A 16,497-nucleotide genomic window follows, 5' to 3' on the forward strand; every position below is an offset into this window, starting at 1 on the left:
TATGATCTCAATTAAGACGAATCATCTGCGAAAAGATGATTCCGATCAAAATCGATTTATATCGAATGATGTGTCTCGGAATGAATAAAGTCAAGAACTTCGCGTCATTCCGTGATTGGTACTTTCAGAAAGGAATCGTCGAATGCCCAAGTCAAACGCTGCCGCTGCCAAGGCCACCAAGCCTGCCGTACCAACGGGACCCGGAGAGAAGCAACCTTCAGACGTTTTCGATGAGCGAGGCCGGTCCGTGCCGTGGATGGCGCGAACTGTCCACAGGCTTTACGACGCGCAAGCGCAGAAGATTCTCGATCGGGAGGACCTTGCGATCGCATACTGGTATTACCTTCGCGTGCTGGCGGAGCGCGGTGAAGTCAATCAGCTGGAACTGAGCAGGCGAGTGGGCATTGCGTCCACTACGGCGGTGCCGGCTCTGGATAACCTCGAAAAACGCGGTCTGGTACAGCGGACCCGGGATCCGAACGACAGACGAAAGTACTTCGTGACTCTGAAGGATGAGGGCAAGAGGCTCGTCAATGAACTCTTGCCCGATCTCACCGACATGATTTCCGCGTCGCTCGAAGGAATTTCGGAAAGAGACATGCGCGTGTTCTGGAAGGTGACACATCAGATCGAAAAAAATCTGATGCAGATGTCTCAGGGAGACACGGTCGTGGATTGAGCGGTGGCGCTCGGGCATGTGCTTCCGGTTCCAGCGCGGGGCGCCGTCCGGTGCCCCGCGCTCGCTGCGGACAATCGTTCAGAAGAAATGCATGATGCCGAAGTAGCCGCCCTGCTGATTGTGGCCGGGCAGCGGTTGCGAGTCGGCCGTCTCGACCGGGAACGCCGACGAACTTCCGTTGAACATGGCGCCCAAGGTCATGTATAGAAACGTGCGTTTCGACAGGTAATAGGTCGTGCCAAGCGCAGCAAGATTCCCTGTGCCGCCGCCATGATTGACATTGCCGTGGTACCAGGCGGCCTGCAGGGCAAGCGCCGGAGTCACCTGGTAGAAGGCGCCGAGCCACTCCTGCTGGGCGCGCGTCGCCGCGAACGGGTTGAAGGTATCCGCGACGGTGTCCTGGCCTGACGAGACGAGTTGCTGATAGCCTGCGTAGAACTTCACCGGGCCCAGCGTGTAGGTGGCGCCCGCCATATACTCACGCGACGCCGTATAAAGCCCCGAGAACTTTCCGTTGGCGTCACGCAACTCTTCGTATACACCGTAAGCCGCGAACGCTGCCGCCGTGTATTGCGCGCTCACACTGAATTGCCGTCCGCCGCGAAAGTTGCCCGCGTCGTTGCCGAAGCCGTCCTGCGCTCTGAATGAGAAGCCGGCCCAATTGGGCGAGTTGTAAGTGACGACATTCGATCGCGGTCCCCACGCGCGCCCGAACGCGAAGTTTCCGACGCCTATGCCCACCTGTTCTCCCAGCGGGTCGAGATACCAGCCGGTTTCATCCGTGAGACTCATGGCGCGTCCAAACCAGATGCTGCCGTATTTGTCGTGAGACAAGCCGACATACGCGTCGCGCGTGAAGATCGTGTCGGGCGGGATCTGACCTGTGCCGGCAGTGAAGAGGCTTTCGAGCTTGAAGACCGCGTGGAAGCCTCCTCCAAGGTCTTCATCGCCTTTGAGGCCGAACCAGCTATATCCATACTGGTTACTGCCGAACCTGTAGTTGTTTTTCGACTGACCGTCCGGCGTCGCGACGTTGGTGACGAAATCAAGGCCCGAGGCAACGCGTCCGTACAGGGTCACGCTGCTCTGCGCGTAACCATTGCATACGCCACATGCCACAAGAGCCGCGCAAAAGACTGACCTTTTCATTTCGGTATCCTTAGTGTATGAATCTCCAGAATTGGGTTGCACGGCCTCTTGCGAGCCAGAACGATCGACTTGCAAGTCAGGCCGGCTCTTTCGATGTTCCAGCGAACCGGTCGGGCCAACGGTCGCGACTATCGGATGGCGCTATTCATGCCGCTTACGGCTTTCCACTACGCCTGCTTGCGAAACTTCCGCATCATCGACGGCAGATGGCGCACGGTGGTTGCGAGCAGGATCGCGCATGCCTGCACCAGTAACTGGACGGCAGGGCCCGCGCCGAGCGCCAGCACGAGCTGGCCGAGCTGCGCCATGAACAAGGCCGCGACCGCGCTGGCGATGACGCTTCCTTTGCCGCCGGTGAACGGCGTGCCGCCGACGACCACCGCTGCGATCGCAGGCAGGAGGTAGTCGTTGCCCGACGTTTGCGACGCGCTGCCGATGAATCCGCCCAGCAGCATGCCTGCCGCGGAAAAGCAGACCGCGGATGCCACATACGCGCCGATCCGATAGTGCATGACGCGCACGCCGGCGGCGTCGGCTGCACGCGGATTCACGCCCACGGCCACGAATCGGCGCCCAATCGCGGTTTTTCGCGTGATCACCCATGCCGTCATCACGAAAACCAAGGCGAACCACACGTTGGCCGGCAAGCCGACAACGTGGGCATGGGATACCGTCTGCATGGCGGCGGGAACGCTGACCGGAACGTTGCCCGTCAGGGAGCGGACGCAGCCGATGAGAAGCGCGTTGACCGCGAGCGTCGCGACCAGCGGCGTGATGGCGAGCCGTGACACCAGCGTTCCGTTGACGATTCCGACGAACGCACCGACGAGCACCGTCATGACCACCGCGAGGACCATCGAATCGAACCCGGCACCGGTTCGGGCCATCACTACGCCGGCCAGCGAGACCATTCCGATCGCCGACATGTCGAGGCCTCGCTGCTGGATGACGAGCGTCTGACCTGTCGCGACGATCGCGAGGATGCCCGCGAAGGGAAGCATCGCCAGAATGGAGCCGTGCGTCACGGTGCCGGGGGCGACGACCGCGCTCACGGCAAGGAGAAGGATCAGGCCGACCCAGATCCACCAGAACTCGCCAAGGGCCGAAACCCGGAACGACTTCCACTTCGGAGCGCGGGACCGCAGAAGGTCCGAAACGGCGTCTGACTGATTGCTCATGACCTTTCTCATTTTGCCACCGCCATTTCCCGGCTCTTCGAGTAGAGCGCGACCGACGCGAGGATCATCCCGCCCAGCAGATAGGATTGCCAGGCGTCCCCGATGTCCAGGAACGACGTGACCACGTTCACCTGAATGATGAGCAGTGCGCCGAGCAACGCGCCTACGAACGACCCACGCCCGCCGAAGAGGCTCGCACCGCCGATCACAACCGCAGCGATGCTGGCGAGCGTGTAGTTGATCCCAGCGCTCGGGTCGCCTGAGCCGACTTGCGCCATCATCGGCACGGCCCCGACGCCCGCGAGAAGCGAGCAGCCGACATAGGCCATGAGCAAGGTGCGATGAGGACGCACGCCCGCCATGCGAGCTGCGTCGATCCGGGAGCCGACGCCGCGGAACGCGAGTCCGAGCCGGCTCTTGAACAGCGCAAACTCGAGCAGGACCGCGAGAACGACGGCAAGAATGAGGAACGCCGGGATGAATGCGGCCTGCGCACCGATGGTCTCGACAACGCCATCCGCGATCAACCCGCCCGGGACCGGACGCAGGAACAGGGAGATGGCCTGCAGGGCCATATAGGTCGCCAGCGTGGCCACCATCGGATGGAGCCTGAACGGGTCGACCAGGATCCAGTTCACCAGTCCGACGGCGAGCGCCGCGACCAACACGATGATCCACCCGGATAACTGGTGCATCAGCGGGGAGCCGTCGCTCAGGAAGAACGACTGTATGACGACCATCAGTCCCATCAGAGGCCCGACGGACAAATCGATTCCTCCTGCGAGCATCAGCGCCTGCTGTCCATAAGCGACGATGGCCAGCGTTGCGACCAGCGCCAGCATGCCGCTCAGATTGCGCGCGGACAGATAGCTTTCGTTGACATGCGCGGCGAAGAAACCCAGCGCGAAGACCGCGAGCGCGAGCATCACCAGCGGCGCGGAATCTCCCGCGGCCCATTTCCAGAACCCGGAGACATCGGCCGACCCGCGTTCGCGCTCCGTGGTTGCCGTGAGCACGGCTGACGTGATGTTGTTCTCGCTGACGCCCGCGTCGCGCAGCTCCTTGACGATGTGTCCGCGGGAGAAGATGAACACGCGGTCGCATAGGCCCGCCACCTCGAGTGCGTCGGACGAGACCACGACGATCGCGGTGCCCGATGCGGCCGCTTCGCGGAGCACCTTGTAGATTTCCATTCGCGCGCCGATGTCGACGCCTTGGGTCGGCTCGTCGACGAGCAGGACCTCGGGCCTGCTTGCCAGTACGCTTGCCAGCACCAGCTTTTGCTGATTTCCGCCCGACAGGGAGCGGATCGGTGTTTCCACCGACGGTGTCTTGACCGAAAACGCTTCCACGGCCTGTCGCGTGCGCTTTGCTTCGCGTCGCTGGCTGATCCAGCCTTGAAGGGCGTCGAAGCGAAGACTGCGGATCGAGAAGTTCTCGCGCAAGGAAAGCTCGCCGAAGATGCCTTCTCTGTGCCGGTCGCCGGGCAGGTAACGAATGCCGGACCTGGCGGCGGCCTCGGAGCTTTGAAGTTTCGTCGGCCTTGTGTTCACGTCGACTCTGCCGTGGCTTCGGTTCAGGCCAGCAAGCGCGCGCATGAACTCGCGCTGTCCGTTGCCATCGATGCCGGCCAGCCCGACGATTTCTCCCTTTCGGACCTGGAGCGAGATGTCGGTAAAGCCCGCACCTCGCAGGGACGTCACGCCGAGCACCGTGCCGTCGCGTTCGCTGCCGGCTTTGGGCGGGAAATCCCGGTCGAGCGCCGCTCCGACGATCAGCTCGACGATTTGCTGCTCGCTGAGACCCGTTGCTTCATAGGTTCCTTGCCCCTGTCCGTCGCGGAGCACGGTGAGGCGGCTCGCGATCTGCCGCACCTCGCGAATGCGGTGAGAGATATAAACGACCGCACAGCCCGACGCGGTCACCTTGCGAATACGCTCGAACAGCCGATCGACATCTTCCGCGAGCAGGTGCTCGGTAGGCTCGTCGAGCACCAAGACCTTCGGATTGGCGGCGAGCGCCTTCACGATCTCGACAATGAAGCGCTGCTCGGGATTCAGGCTCAGAACCCGTTCGTCAGCGTCGATCGCAACATCGTCGCTCCATTGCCGGAGAAGTCGCCGTGCCCAGTCGCCGGTTCGCATCAGCGAAGGGCGTTGCTCGACGGGCACGCCGAGATAGAGGTTTTCCGCGACGGTCAGATCCGGCATGAGGGCCGGCTCCTGGCGCACGATCGCGAGCCCGAGCCGGCGCGCCTCGTCGGTATCGCCTCTGGTTTCGACGCCGTTGATCAGGACACGTCCCTCTTCGGCGACGAGCGCGCCGGACGCGACCGCCATGAGCGTGGACTTGCCGGCGCCGTTCTCCCCGACGAGCCCGTGGACCTCGCCGGCGAGCACGGAGAACGTGACGTTATCGAGCGCCCGTACGCCGGGGAAGATCTTCGTGACGCGATCTATCTGAAGCAGTGTTTTCTGTTCGATCATGATGTCTCTCCGCTATTACTGCTCAAACACGGCCTTGAGCTTTTCCGGGGGAAGGGCGGACGACAGGTCGGCGTCGGGCGGCGCGCTCGGGTCGCATTTGGGATCGAGACCCTTCGCGCTGTCGGCGTAGGCGAACGGAAGGACCGCGGGCGACTCCTTGTCGGACGTGCCCTGATAGCTGGCTACGCCATGGCGGACGGCAAAGCGCACATAGGTGGTCGTGCCATCGAGCGTGTAGTAGGGGAAGCTTGCGCCGGACTTCTTCTTCGCCAGATAGTGGCAATTCAGCTCATTGTTGCTGGCGATGGTGACGATGGCGGGCACCGGCAGGTGAGCCTGCTCGAAGGCTTTCGCCGCCGCGAATGCCGTCACGCCGTAGTCCGTCACGATGGCGTTGATCTGCGGATACTGTGCAATGAGTCCCGCGGTGGCTTTTTGCGCGTCGACCGGGCTCCAGTTCGTCACGACGAACTGTTCATTCAGCAGCTTCATGTCCGGATATTTCCTGAGGCCAGCCTTCAGTCCGTCCATGAAATTCTGGGATCCGGCCGCGCCCGGCGATCCGCCGAGGAACACCACGTTGCCTTTCCTGACGCTCGCTCCCAGCCAGTCGGCCCAGAGCACGCCGATCTCCTTCGTGTCCCCGACGACATTGACGACATAGTCGCGTCCCGCCACTCCCGCTATCTGGGCCGAATAAGGGACGACTGACACACCGGCTTTCATGGCCGAGCGCATCGCCGGGAGCTGCACGGCCCCGAAATCCGGAAGCATGATCAGGACATTGACGCCCTGAGCAACCATGCTGTTGATGTCGGAGTTCGCTTTCTGCGGATCGCCATTGGCGTTGCTGTAGATGATCCGCTTGACGTTCTTGCAGCGACTCAGTTCGTCCTTGACCTCGGCCAGGCCGGTCTTGCGCCACGTGTTGCCGCCGTAACCGTCGGATACGCCGACGATCATCGGCTTCGTGCCGCAAAGTGGCGTAATGTCGCCTTGACGGTTCGTCAGGGAGTCGTCCGCAGCATGTGCGGCGGCGGAGAGCAGCGCGGCCGAGACTAACGGTGCGGCACGCTCGACAATGCGGCGAAGTGAGGTTCTGCCTGGAGATGCGGCGTGCCGGAAGCGGGATTGGCTGAGCATGATCGTTCTCGAACGGTGTGGTTGAAATCGCGTGCGATATCTGTCAAGACGTGCGTCGATGTCTCAGACGTCATCTGAAATTACGTACTACGTATTCCTATCTAATTGCGTGCGATCGTGCCGCGTGTTGTTCGTCGTCGCCGTCGGCACGGGATCGCGCTAGATTGTGCTATGTAGAATCAATTTATATCGAATGATGTGTTTCGGGACGAACAAAGTCAAGCAACTAGGGGAATCTCCCTAGCGATGAAGCAGCCGCTCACGCCCTGTGGACAGGCCTCAGCCGCTTCAGGTGCGAGCCGATTCAATGACGCTTCCGCGACTTCCGGAAGGCATTCTTCACTCACGCATTGTTGACGTCACGGCAACGCAGAGTTTGTAAAACTAGTAGTTACCCGAATCGATTTTGACGTTTACACTTTCAGCCACTTGTGGCCAGTCAGTGTTTGTCGCGCCGCTAACAACAATCGTTGAGGTAATGATCATGAAGTCGTTCACCAGAATGGTTCTTTTTGCCGCCGTGGTTGCGGTACCGGCTGCGGCGTTTGCGCAGTCCAGTTCCAGTCAGCCGGCAAGTCGTGCACAGGTGCGTGCGGAACTGGCGCAACTCGAGAAAGCGGGCTATGACCCGCATGATTGGGTGCACTATCCCGAGAACATCCAGGCAGCGCAGGCCAGACTGGCGGCACAGAACGCCGCGGCGCAAGGCGCCGGGACGGCATTTGGGGGTGCCTCCGACGGTGCATCCCGATCGGGTTCGGCAAGTGGTTTCTGACGTCGTGCGCTAACACTCGGCGCTCAGCCATCGCGACCTGCGGCTGAGCCTTCCTGCCTGAGACGGCAGGGAGGCTCAGCCGTTTTCTTATGCGCACCAGGTGATGCGCATGCACCGGACACGTCAATCGACCACGGAATCCTCGCTGGATTTGTCCAGGAGATTCTGCGCGATCTGATGCAAGACCTTCCAGAAGACGCGCATCTCGTCCGGGTCCACTCCGTCGATCGAATTCGAGATCATGTGAACGATCTCCGGCATCATCGTCTCCACGAGACGTCGTCCGTCGTCGGTGAGACTGACGTAGTACTTGCGGCGATCTTTCGGGTCTCGCGTTCGCTTGAGCAGACCACGCTTCTCCATGCTGTCGAGAGCAGGTACGGCCGTCGTCGAGGCGATGCCGACGCGCTTGCTCAACTCCAGCTGATTCAGCTCGCCGCGCTGTGCCAGCACTCTCAGGTAGTACCAGTGCGCGATGGACACGCTCTCCCGGCCCAGGATCTTTTGCGCTTCGGCGTCATAGAGCCGGTGCAATGTTCGGGTCATCCACGGCACTGTCCTTCCCCGGTCGTCAAGGATATCGGGCGTCTCTCTTCCCGATGAGGCGCGAGACAGAGCGATGTGATCCAGGGGCGTGTCGATTGCGGAGGGGCAGGACTTGGCCATGGGCTCATTCCTCAAGATGGGGACAGGCTCGACGCTCCGACGTCTGTCCGGGGCTGCAGTCACGACGCTTTCTAGGGAATTCCCTAGCGTCCTTGACTTTATTCATTCCAAGACACATCATTCGATATAAATCGATATCTAACGGAATCATCTTAGCACAAATGATTCGGTCGTGATACCAGCGGGTGGTCCTGCGGCATGAATTGTTGCCAGGACCGCATCCGTTCGATTTTTATTGATACAGGACTACGAACCAAATAATCGGACGCGATGACATCTGCATCTACCGGAGTCAGGTGGCCGAAGGTTCGGAACAGTTCTACCCTTACTTCACCATCTTTGTAGAGGATCACCATGATCGAAAAGCTGCCACTCTGGGAAGCCGCGAAACGCGAAATGGAGGAGTATCAATTCATTGCAGGGGCAGAGTTGCAGCCCAAGTGGGACGTCTCGGAGAAAATCGCAATCAACGCCGCCGTCTCCGGACGCTTCGAAGACACGACGTCGTTCCAGGCGTACGTGGATGAAGCGACCAGCGTGATCGAGGCGGGCGCGTGCGGCGTTCATATCGACTTCTCGTTCATGACCGACGCACAGGGGCGTCGCCTCGACCGCGACATCCTGCCGGTCGAAGCGTACAAGCAGGTTATCGAGCCGCTGCGCGCCCGCTTCGGCAATGACTTCGTGCCGAATGTGAACGTGCTTCATGGCACTACGTTCGATATGTGCATGAGCCCCGCACGAGAAGGGCTGACCGAGGTTGCGCCATGTGCGCCCGGACATCCGGAGGCCTTTGCAGTGCCGGCTGTCGCAACGCTCGAGGAGGTTGGCGTGAAGCCGGAACTCGCGGTTCATAGCTCGGGCGAAATCGAACTCGCCAAGCGCAAGTTGATCGATACCGGCATTCTCAAGAAGCCGTACAACTGGCTGATCCTGTACGGCCTGCCGTTCAACGTCGGCCGCACGCTGGTCTCCGGCACCTGGGTCAGCGACGCACAGGACATGGCGCAACACATGTTCCTCATGGTCGACCAGATTCGCAAGATCGATCCGACCTCGGTCATCAGCGTCTGCGCGGCGGGACGATCGTCGCTGTATATGACTACGCTTGCCACTATGATGGGTCTGCATATCCGTGTCGGTACGGAAGACACGCCGTGGAAATTCCCGAACAGCGATGAGCGCCTCAAGAGCAATCTCGAGATGTTCACGATGGCGCGCGACATCGCCGGCCTGCTCGGGCGTAAGCCCGCCAGCGCCAACGAGTATCGTGCGCTGGTTGGAAAGCCGACGCGCTGACCACGCATCACGGCGATGGCGTCGCTGAGCCGGCGCCATCGGCAATACACCGATGTGGCGTCGGACGGGACAGCGGACGACGTCGCATGAAGTCGATCCGCTTCCATAGCGAAGTGCCTGTTGTGAGTGTTTGACACCGAAGGAGACTGAAAATGGGTGATAAGCCGAGCGGCGGCGAGCCTCCCGTGCAGTTGTGGACGCGGGACGGCTTCATGGGCGCGCTTTCTGTCGTGACCCGATCGACCTATGCGCCGGACTACCTGTCCGTGGAAGGGCCCCATGCGCCGCGGCGAGCGGTGCTGGACGGCCTGATTCCCGACGATCAGGACGACGCGAAAGCCCTTCCGACGGCGGTAGCGACGTCCCGGCTTGGCGTCAAGCTGCTTGTCTCGGCGCGCCGCAAGCCGATGCCCTATGTGGTGCGAAACGTCGAAGCGGACGAGATCCATTTCATTCAGTCGGGCACTGTCCGATTCGAAACCGATGTCGGCTGTCTCACGGCAGAAGAGGGTGACTTCGTCTGTATCCCGCGTGCGGTCGCGTACCGCTACGCGCCGATCGGCGAGGGTATGCGCAGCGTGATCATCGAAAGTCCGTCGGCGTTGGGACTCGCGCCGCCGGCGCCCTCTGGGATGATCAACGCCGCGAGGGACGTGACCTACGCGGCGGTGAGCGCCGATATTCCCGTGGGTGGTCCGACGCGGCTGGTGCTGAAGACGTCGGACGGGGACAACACCGTCTTCACGATGCCGCACGACCCGCTCTCGCTCGGCGTGCAGTTGTCCGAGTCGGTTCCGGTATGGAAGCTCAACCTGACGAAGATCCAGGTGCACACCTATTTGCCGGAAGGCGGACCGCCGAGTCAGTTTCTGTCATCCGCTACGGGCGATGTGCTGCTGTTCAACCTCAGTTCGCGCCCATCGGGCCGCCCGCCGATTCATATCAACGCGGACTTCGACGAAGTGATCTGTTATGTGCGAGGACCCGGCGTCTGGGGCGGTTGTTCCGAACCGGGCACGCTGACCTGGGTTCCCAAGGGCGTCATTCATCACGGGCCTTCCGAGAACGTGCCCGAAACCTATCAGGCGTGGCTGCTCGAAACGCGCGCGACGCTGCGCTGGACACCGAGAGCGCTCGCGGCGTCGCAGTTGATGGAAACGGGAGAGTACGGCCCTCAACCAGGCATGAACAAGGAGGATTAACGTGGAATCGCGGCTTCAGCAGTTTCTCGACGAGGCGGAAATCAAGCGCGTTCATATTCGCTATTGCCGGGGCATCGATCGCATGGACTGGGATCTCGTGCGTTCGTGTTATCACCCAGACGCGGTCGATCATCACGGCGCCTATGACGGCGGCGTGGAAGGATTCATCGAATGGGCCGCCGAGTTGCTGCCAGGCTTTGAATGCACCCAGCACTTCACGGGCAACCAGTATGTCGAGGTCAACGGCGACGTGGCGTGCGCCGAGCACTACGCACAGGCCTTTCATCGCACGAAGCCAGACGGCGACAAGCCCGCCAGAGACTGGGTCGTGAACGTCCGTTACGTCGATCGCATGGAGCGGCGCAATGGCGAGTGGCGCATCGCTGACCGCGCCGTGGTGCTCGATTCGCAGCGATCGGATCCCGTCCCCGGCGACCTGGCGCCGCTGGAGAACTCCAATGTCGGGCGACGCGGCCGCGATGATCCATCGTACAAGTATGGGTTCGCGTGAAGCGTCCGGCGCGCTGCGGCAAGCCACTCTTTTCTATGGTTCGAGGAAGCGATGAACAAACGTTTACGTGTGGGGATCGTGGGTCTTAGCGCGGAGCGCGGATGGGCCACGACAGCTCACATTCCGGCACTGCGGGCTCTGTCGGATGACTTTGAAATCGCCGGCGTGGCGAACACCAGCCTGACGAGCGCTCAGGCCGCTGCGGCCGCCTTCGGAATTCCGCGCGCATTTGCGAATGTGGCGGAACTCGTCGCGTCTCCCGATATCGACGTCGTGGTGGTCACAGTGAAGGTTCCGTATCACCGGGAAGTGGTCGGCGCGGCCATCGAAGCAGGGAAGGACATCTACTGCGAATGGCCGCTCGGGAATGGACTGGCCGAGGCCACCGAGCTTGCCGGGCTCGCGCACGGGAAGGGCGCGCTGGCCGTCATCGGAACGCAGGCAATCGTGTCGCCTGAACTGGAGTATGTACGCCGGCTGGTGGCCGATGGTTTCGTCGGAGAGGTCTTGTCGTCGACATACCTTGGTTCTGGTTTCACCTGGGGCGATGAAATAGCACGCGGCGACGCGTATGCAATGGACTCCAAAAACGGCGCGACGCTGCTTTCCGTCATCGGCGGACATGCCGTCGCTGCGATACAGCGCGTGCTCGGTCCCATACAGGAAGTGGGTGCGGAACTGTCACAGCGGCGGAAGACCGTGAGGATCATCGAGACCGGCGAAAGCTTTCCGATGAAGACACCGGATCACGTGATGGTCAATGCCATCCTTCAATCGGGAGCGCCGCTGTCGCTGGAGCTTCGCGGTGGCTTGCCGCGCGGAACCCGGCTTCTGTGGGAGATCAACGGAACAGAGGGGGACGTGCGTATCACGGCGGCGGTCGATCAGGTGCCCGTGATCAATATTTCTCCGTTGCGCATCGAGGCGGCCCGCAAAGGGGAGGATGGTTATCACGAAGTCGAGGTACCGCGATCGCACTATTTCGGCCTCGAAGATGCCATTACGGCCCGGAACGTCGCCGGTATCTACAAGTTGATGGCGAATGACCTGCGGCACGGCACGCATACGGCGCCCGATTTCGACGACGCCCTCGTATTGCATATGACGCTCGATGCCATCGAACGGTCCGCCGCGACGGGGCAGCGGGTACGAGTTGGGTAGTCCAGTCCACCGGCGCTCCTCGCGCAGCGCACGCCGTGACGAAATGGCGCCCGCCAAGCCGTCGGATTCGGTCTGCGCGCAGTTGAGGAAGTATCCGGTGAACATCGACGCCGCCATGTAGATGATCAGAGGGATGCAAGCCTTACTGGTGAATGGTTTTTGCATAGTCGAAACAACGGTACGTCTTGTTGTCGACGGTCAGATCCTTGACCGCCAGATTGATCGTGTAGGTGCCCTTCGCGAGGGAGGCATCGGCGGTCGCGCCGGTCGGGTCCGTCGGCAACTCGAAGCGCAGGCCGGTAGCGGGCGCGGGCGGTGTGATCGTCGATGCCGCGACCTGCCGGCTTGCATTGCCCGGCGGATCTTGCAGCGACTCGCGTCGGTGTCGTTCCGACGGTCGCGCATCTGCTCGGCCTCTCGATGCCGCACGCCGACGGCCGTATCATCAACCACCACCGACGACGTCTTGAACAGCGGCCCGTTCGCGATGCGCGTGTTATGGACGTCGGTGCCGAAACTGCCGTGCATGCCGCGCTGACCGGCGACGCTCTCGAACTCGATGCCTGGCAGGCTTTGCACGCTCGTCTGATCGTTCCACGCGAAGCTCGCGACCACCTCGGGCTGGCCGTTGTTCTGACGCGTGGCGTTCTCCAGATTGACTATCGACATCGGCAGCGGACCGTGCAGACTCCCGTAGCGGCTATCGACGAAGATCGCGCCGAATTCCTTGCGCTGATCGCCTAATACTTCGTGTTTGCCGTACCGCACAGAGCGCCGGTGGTATCAACCTTGAAGGGGACCGTGGCCATGTTGAGGCCGCTCAATCACGCGTCGGGCTGCGTGCAGGCGTTTGCGACCAGTGACCTGTCGCTCGAGTTTGATGCGCGAGGCAAGGACGAGATCGCCGAACTGCTCACCGCGCTCAAGCACATGCAGACGAGTCTCGCGCAGGTGGTCGGACGAGCGCGCCACAGCGCCGAAAGCGAGACGACGGCGGGCGTGCAGATCGCGCCGGGCAATCTCGATCTTCGTCGCGTACGGAGGAACAGGCCGTGTCACTGCAAGAGACGGCGGCCAGCATGGAGGAGATCACCGCGACCGTCGACTAATTCAAGGCATCATGCCCTTGTCGCGCAGTTCTTGACCGATGCGCGCTATTTCATGTTCGCCCTCGATTAGGGCGGAGGGGTTCGTATGCACCGAGTAATGGCCAAGGTGGAGATCGTGTGGATGCGGAATGGCGGTACCGAGCACGAAGCGCGCATCGGTTACAGCCTCGAATTCGATCGCCGCGTCGGATGGATTGAAGACGGCTAGTTCACCTTTGTCGACCGGATCGGGCGTGCGCAGACTCCCGTCCATCACCGCTATCCAGCCGACACGGTAATCTTGCGGCGGCTGGTAAGTCCAGCGCTCGCCGGCCTTCAACTGCACGACGAAATAGTTGATGCCGGAAGGCGCATCGATCGGGCTGATCGCCTCGCCACTTCGGCCGAGCAGCACGCGTGCCGGGCCGTCCGAGGGGATGTCGGACGACGAAAGGTGCTGGCTGAACGCGGGAGCTAGTTCGCGCTCCGGCGGCAACGCAATCCACAGCTGGAAGGCTTTCATCGGCGGCAGAGCAACGCCGGAATGCCAGACGCCGCGACCTGCGCACATCCATTCGATATCGCCGGCCACCGTGCTCCCTTCGTGGCCGATCGATTCGACATAGCGACTTTGCCCTTGCATGGCCAACGTCAGGGTAGCGATGCCCGAATGCGGATGCCAGCCGAAACCCTGCTGGCCCATCGCGTCGTGCATATCGATGAGATCGAGAAATACGAACGGCTTGATCAACTTGCCGACGTCGGATGGGCTCACCATGCGGACGATCGGTCCATGCGCGTTTCCGCGCGTGCGGAAGATTACCCGACGGCCTACACCGGCGGGGGCGTGGACGGTCGGCGGATTCGGGATGACGGGATTCACGGAGTGGTCTCCAGACGTTTGACTTGGCATCGATGAGGTATCAGCTCAGATGTCTGCTTCGCTTTGCGCGTAGTTGAGAAAGTATCCCGTGAACGACGTCAGTCCGAGATACGCAAAGGCCTCGGTCAGATGCACATCGTTCCAGCCGGCTTGTTGAGCGGTTTTCCACGTGGCGTCCGTGACGCATCCCGAGTTAGCCGCGGCTTCCCTGACCACGCGGATCCTGGCGTCGCTCGACGTGGTGCCGGTTCGCAGGGAGGCTGTTTGTGCTTCGGTCCAGCCGCTCGCGCGGGCGAATCGACTGGCAATACCTGTCATGTAGTCGTTTCCGACCGTGGCCGCAGTTGCGAGATTCAGCGCCCAGTTGATCTTCGGACTCAGGGTGCCGTGCTCGGCGGTCGCGGCGCGCAGCGATGCGTAGGAGGCCAGCACAGCCGGAGCATTTGCCATCTGGGCGTGCACATTCAGCGGAAGTCCTTTAGGAGAGGACTGGGCGACCTTTTGCAGAAGCGGGCGCGATGCATCGGGTGCGCTATCGATTGTGTGATAAGGAACTCGTCTCATGGATATTGCTCATTCGTGACTCGATGAGGGCGCGTCGGTCATGTCGAGCAGCGACGATGAACGGACGCGGTCGACCTGATCGTCCGGAGAGGCCTTTTCAGGAGACCGCCGCGATCGCGAAGTTCGCTCTCGCCCACTCGACAAAATTCGTGGGCTGCCCGCCGGCGACCTTGTTGGCGAGCGCGATGGCGTCGCGCGAATCCGAGCCGAGATAGGTATGCGCTTCGAAGTAGGCGAGCATGGCCGCGATATCTCCGGCGCCGGGAAACCAGCTAGCAAAAACCTCGCGCGGGACCTGCGTGAACGAGAACGCGTTTCCTTGGCGATTCAACGTGGCGATGATGTCGTTGAAGCTGACGAAATCGCCCACCAGCGGCAAACGTTCACCGTGTCCAACGAGCTCCGGTTGCGCGAACGCGCCAGCCACCAGCCTGCCGAGTTCATTGATGTCGCCCGCGTGAATGACCCGCCGTTCGGGATCGAGCGGCAGCGCCCAACCCGTCGTGCCGTTCGCCTGTTTCTGCGGGCCCATTGCGCCGAGCAGGTTCTGGTAATAGAACGGTGCGATCACGAACGTATGATGCGCAAATCCGGCTTCGCGCACGATGCGCTCGACCTTTGCCTTGTTGGTGAAATGCGGCACGTCGATCTTGCCGCCGCTGATCGTCTCTACGTTCGGCAGCGTCGACCAAATGAGGTGCTGCACGCCGGCGTTTTTCGCTGCGGTGACAGCGGCGAGCGCCTGGGCCGAATCGTCCGCTCCTGCTTCCCAGGAGTTGGTCACCAGAAAAACGCCATGTGCTCCGGCGAACGCCGCTTTTAGTGTTTCCGGACGATTGAAGTCTGCTGGAACGACTTCGTCGCCCAGCTTCGGATGCGCGGCCGGATTGCGGGTCAACGCGCGCACCTTGAATTGATCGCTTGCTTGCAGTGCGCGCACGACAGCGCCGCCTTGTTGACCCGTTGCGCCGACGACGGCGATGAGCTTCTGTGTGTTCGACATGATTGCTTTCCGTTAGGTTTTGCAAGGAGCGTGCGACGCTCCGAATGGCTTATTGCTTGAGTGCTTCGGCCGAGATAAGCAGTTTGGTCTTCATGCTGAAGCCGTACGTTTTGCCGAAATCGACGCCGAAGTCTCCGCGATCGAATTCGCCGACCGCGTCCACGCCACACACTTCGCGCTTGAGCATCGGATGCGGCATGCACTTGAACGAATCGATATTCAACGTCAGCGGCTTCGTCACACCGTGCATCGTCAAGTTGCCGATGACCGAGACTGGCTTGTCGCCCTTGAATCTGATCGTGCCTTTGTAGCTTGCTTCGGGGAACTTCGACGCATCGAAGAACCGATCCGACTGCAGTTCCTGATCGAGCTTCGTGCTGCCGGTGTGGACCGACGCGATGTCCGTCATCACTTCGACGGTGCCGGTTCTGGACGCGCGATCAAGCGTCACCGTACCCTGCGATTTGTCGAACTTGCCACGCCAGACTGAGAGGCCACCGATGTGATCGGCCTCGAATGACGGATACGTGTGGCTCGAATCGAACTGGTACGTCGCGACGTCTGCGAACGCCGAAAATGAAAGCGATGCGGCGAGGGCGCCAGCCGCGATGATCAGATGCTTCTTCAAACCAAGCTCCTTGAAACGTTTAGTTGCCGCGCTAGTGCGCGGTGTCGGGTGAGGGGCGGGCGCCGGGACAGCTTGTGGGCGA

General features: G+C 61.5%; 17 protein-coding genes and 1 pseudogene. 8 read left to right on the forward strand and 10 right to left on the reverse strand.

Features of this window, described 5'->3' with window-relative positions; translation table 11 throughout:
• Window positions 1–142: 142 nt before the first annotated feature.
• Window positions 143–679: a MarR family winged helix-turn-helix transcriptional regulator gene (locus ACEN42_RS32995; protein ID WP_371882870.1), complete on the forward strand. Its 537-nt coding sequence runs from the start codon at window positions 143–145 to the stop codon at window positions 677–679.
• A 78-nt stretch (window positions 680–757) separates the two neighbouring features.
• Here ACEN42_RS32995 and ACEN42_RS33000 read toward each other — a convergent pair whose 3' ends face one another.
• The 4 genes from ACEN42_RS33000 to ACEN42_RS33015 all read right to left on the reverse strand — a co-directional run bounded on the left by ACEN42_RS33000 (window position 758) and on the right by ACEN42_RS33015 (window position 6,635).
• Window positions 758–1,903, reverse strand: coding sequence for a porin (locus tag ACEN42_RS33000; RefSeq protein WP_371882871.1), 1,146 nt, complete (start codon window positions 1,901–1,903; stop codon window positions 758–760).
• Window positions 1,904–1,995: 92 nt separating this feature from the next.
• Window positions 1,996–3,006 carry an ABC transporter permease gene (locus ACEN42_RS33005; RefSeq protein WP_371882872.1) on the reverse strand — a complete coding sequence of 337 codons (1,011 nt, stop codon included), beginning with the start codon at window positions 3,004–3,006 and terminating at the stop codon, window positions 1,996–1,998.
• An 8-nt stretch (window positions 3,007–3,014) separates the two neighbouring features.
• Complete coding sequence (locus tag ACEN42_RS33010) at window positions 3,015–5,492, reverse strand: ATP-binding cassette domain-containing protein (protein ID WP_371882873.1); 2,478 nt, start codon at window positions 5,490–5,492, stop codon at window positions 3,015–3,017.
• A 15-nt stretch (window positions 5,493–5,507) separates the two neighbouring features.
• Complete coding sequence (locus ACEN42_RS33015) at window positions 5,508–6,635, reverse strand: substrate-binding domain-containing protein (protein WP_371882874.1); 1,128 nt, start codon at window positions 6,633–6,635, stop codon at window positions 5,508–5,510.
• A gap of 484 nt (window positions 6,636–7,119) precedes the next feature.
• Here ACEN42_RS33015 and ACEN42_RS33020 point away from each other — a divergent pair, with 484 nt between their 5' ends.
• On the forward strand, window positions 7,120–7,410 hold the full coding sequence (locus ACEN42_RS33020) for a DUF4148 domain-containing protein (RefSeq protein ID WP_371882875.1): 291 nt from the start codon (window positions 7,120–7,122) through the stop codon (window positions 7,408–7,410).
• A 123-nt stretch (window positions 7,411–7,533) separates the two neighbouring features.
• Here ACEN42_RS33020 and ACEN42_RS33025 read toward each other — a convergent pair whose 3' ends face one another.
• A complete protein-coding gene (locus tag ACEN42_RS33025; RefSeq protein WP_371882876.1) occupies window positions 7,534–8,076 on the reverse strand; it encodes a MarR family winged helix-turn-helix transcriptional regulator in 543 nt (180 codons plus the stop codon).
• A 354-nt stretch (window positions 8,077–8,430) separates the two neighbouring features.
• On the opposite strand from ACEN42_RS33025, the gene ACEN42_RS33030 reads away from it, so the two are divergent.
• From ACEN42_RS33030 to ACEN42_RS33045, 4 genes are all read left to right on the forward strand, one after another.
• A complete protein-coding gene (locus tag ACEN42_RS33030) occupies window positions 8,431–9,375 on the forward strand; it encodes a 3-keto-5-aminohexanoate cleavage protein (RefSeq protein WP_371882877.1) in 945 nt (314 codons plus the stop codon).
• Between the two features lie 152 nt (window positions 9,376–9,527).
• Window positions 9,528–10,577 (forward strand): homogentisate 1,2-dioxygenase, encoded by a 1,050-nt coding sequence (locus ACEN42_RS33035; protein ID WP_371882878.1) that lies wholly within the window; start codon window positions 9,528–9,530, stop codon window positions 10,575–10,577.
• A 1-nt stretch (window position 10,578) separates the two neighbouring features.
• On the forward strand, window positions 10,579–11,088 hold the full coding sequence (locus ACEN42_RS33040; RefSeq protein WP_371882879.1) for a nuclear transport factor 2 family protein: 510 nt from the start codon (window positions 10,579–10,581) through the stop codon (window positions 11,086–11,088).
• A gap of 51 nt (window positions 11,089–11,139) precedes the next feature.
• Window positions 11,140–12,249, forward strand: a complete 1,110-nt coding sequence (locus ACEN42_RS33045; protein WP_371882880.1) for a Gfo/Idh/MocA family protein — start codon at window positions 11,140–11,142, stop codon at window positions 12,247–12,249.
• Window positions 12,250–12,391: 142 nt separating this feature from the next.
• Here the strand turns inward: ACEN42_RS33045 and ACEN42_RS33050 are convergent, their stop codons facing one another.
• Window positions 12,392–12,532 (reverse strand): hypothetical protein, encoded by a 141-nt coding sequence (locus ACEN42_RS33050; RefSeq protein WP_371882881.1) that lies wholly within the window; start codon window positions 12,530–12,532, stop codon window positions 12,392–12,394.
• Between the two features lie 44 nt (window positions 12,533–12,576).
• Here ACEN42_RS33050 and ACEN42_RS33055 point away from each other — a divergent pair, with 44 nt between their 5' ends.
• The gene (locus ACEN42_RS33055; protein ID WP_371882882.1) at window positions 12,577–12,993 is read left to right on the forward strand and encodes a hypothetical protein; all 417 of its coding nucleotides are present in this window, start codon (window positions 12,577–12,579) and stop codon (window positions 12,991–12,993) included.
• A 51-nt stretch (window positions 12,994–13,044) separates the two neighbouring features.
• Window positions 13,045–13,352, forward strand: a pseudogene (locus tag ACEN42_RS33060) (HAMP domain-containing protein); the annotation flags it as partial.
• Between the two features lie 7 nt (window positions 13,353–13,359).
• On the opposite strand, the gene ACEN42_RS33065 reads toward ACEN42_RS33060, so the two are convergent.
• From ACEN42_RS33065 to ACEN42_RS33080, 4 genes are all read right to left on the reverse strand, one after another.
• Entirely contained in the window at window positions 13,360–14,220 is an 861-nt protein-coding gene (locus ACEN42_RS33065) for a pirin family protein (protein ID WP_371882883.1), read from the reverse strand.
• Window positions 14,221–14,265: 45 nt separating this feature from the next.
• The gene (locus ACEN42_RS33070) at window positions 14,266–14,682 is read right to left on the reverse strand and encodes a hypothetical protein (protein ID WP_371882884.1); all 417 of its coding nucleotides are present in this window, start codon (window positions 14,680–14,682) and stop codon (window positions 14,266–14,268) included.
• Window positions 14,683–14,881: 199 nt separating this feature from the next.
• Window positions 14,882–15,787, reverse strand: coding sequence for an NmrA/HSCARG family protein (locus ACEN42_RS33075; protein ID WP_371882885.1), 906 nt, complete (start codon window positions 15,785–15,787; stop codon window positions 14,882–14,884).
• Between the two features lie 49 nt (window positions 15,788–15,836).
• The gene (locus ACEN42_RS33080) at window positions 15,837–16,415 is read right to left on the reverse strand and encodes a YceI family protein (RefSeq protein ID WP_371882886.1); all 579 of its coding nucleotides are present in this window, start codon (window positions 16,413–16,415) and stop codon (window positions 15,837–15,839) included.
• Window positions 16,416–16,497 lie beyond the last annotated feature (82 nt).

Source organism: Caballeronia sp. S22 (assembly GCF_964261745.1).
In the GTDB taxonomy this organism is placed as follows: Bacteria; Pseudomonadota; Gammaproteobacteria; order Burkholderiales; family Burkholderiaceae; genus Caballeronia; species Caballeronia jiangsuensis.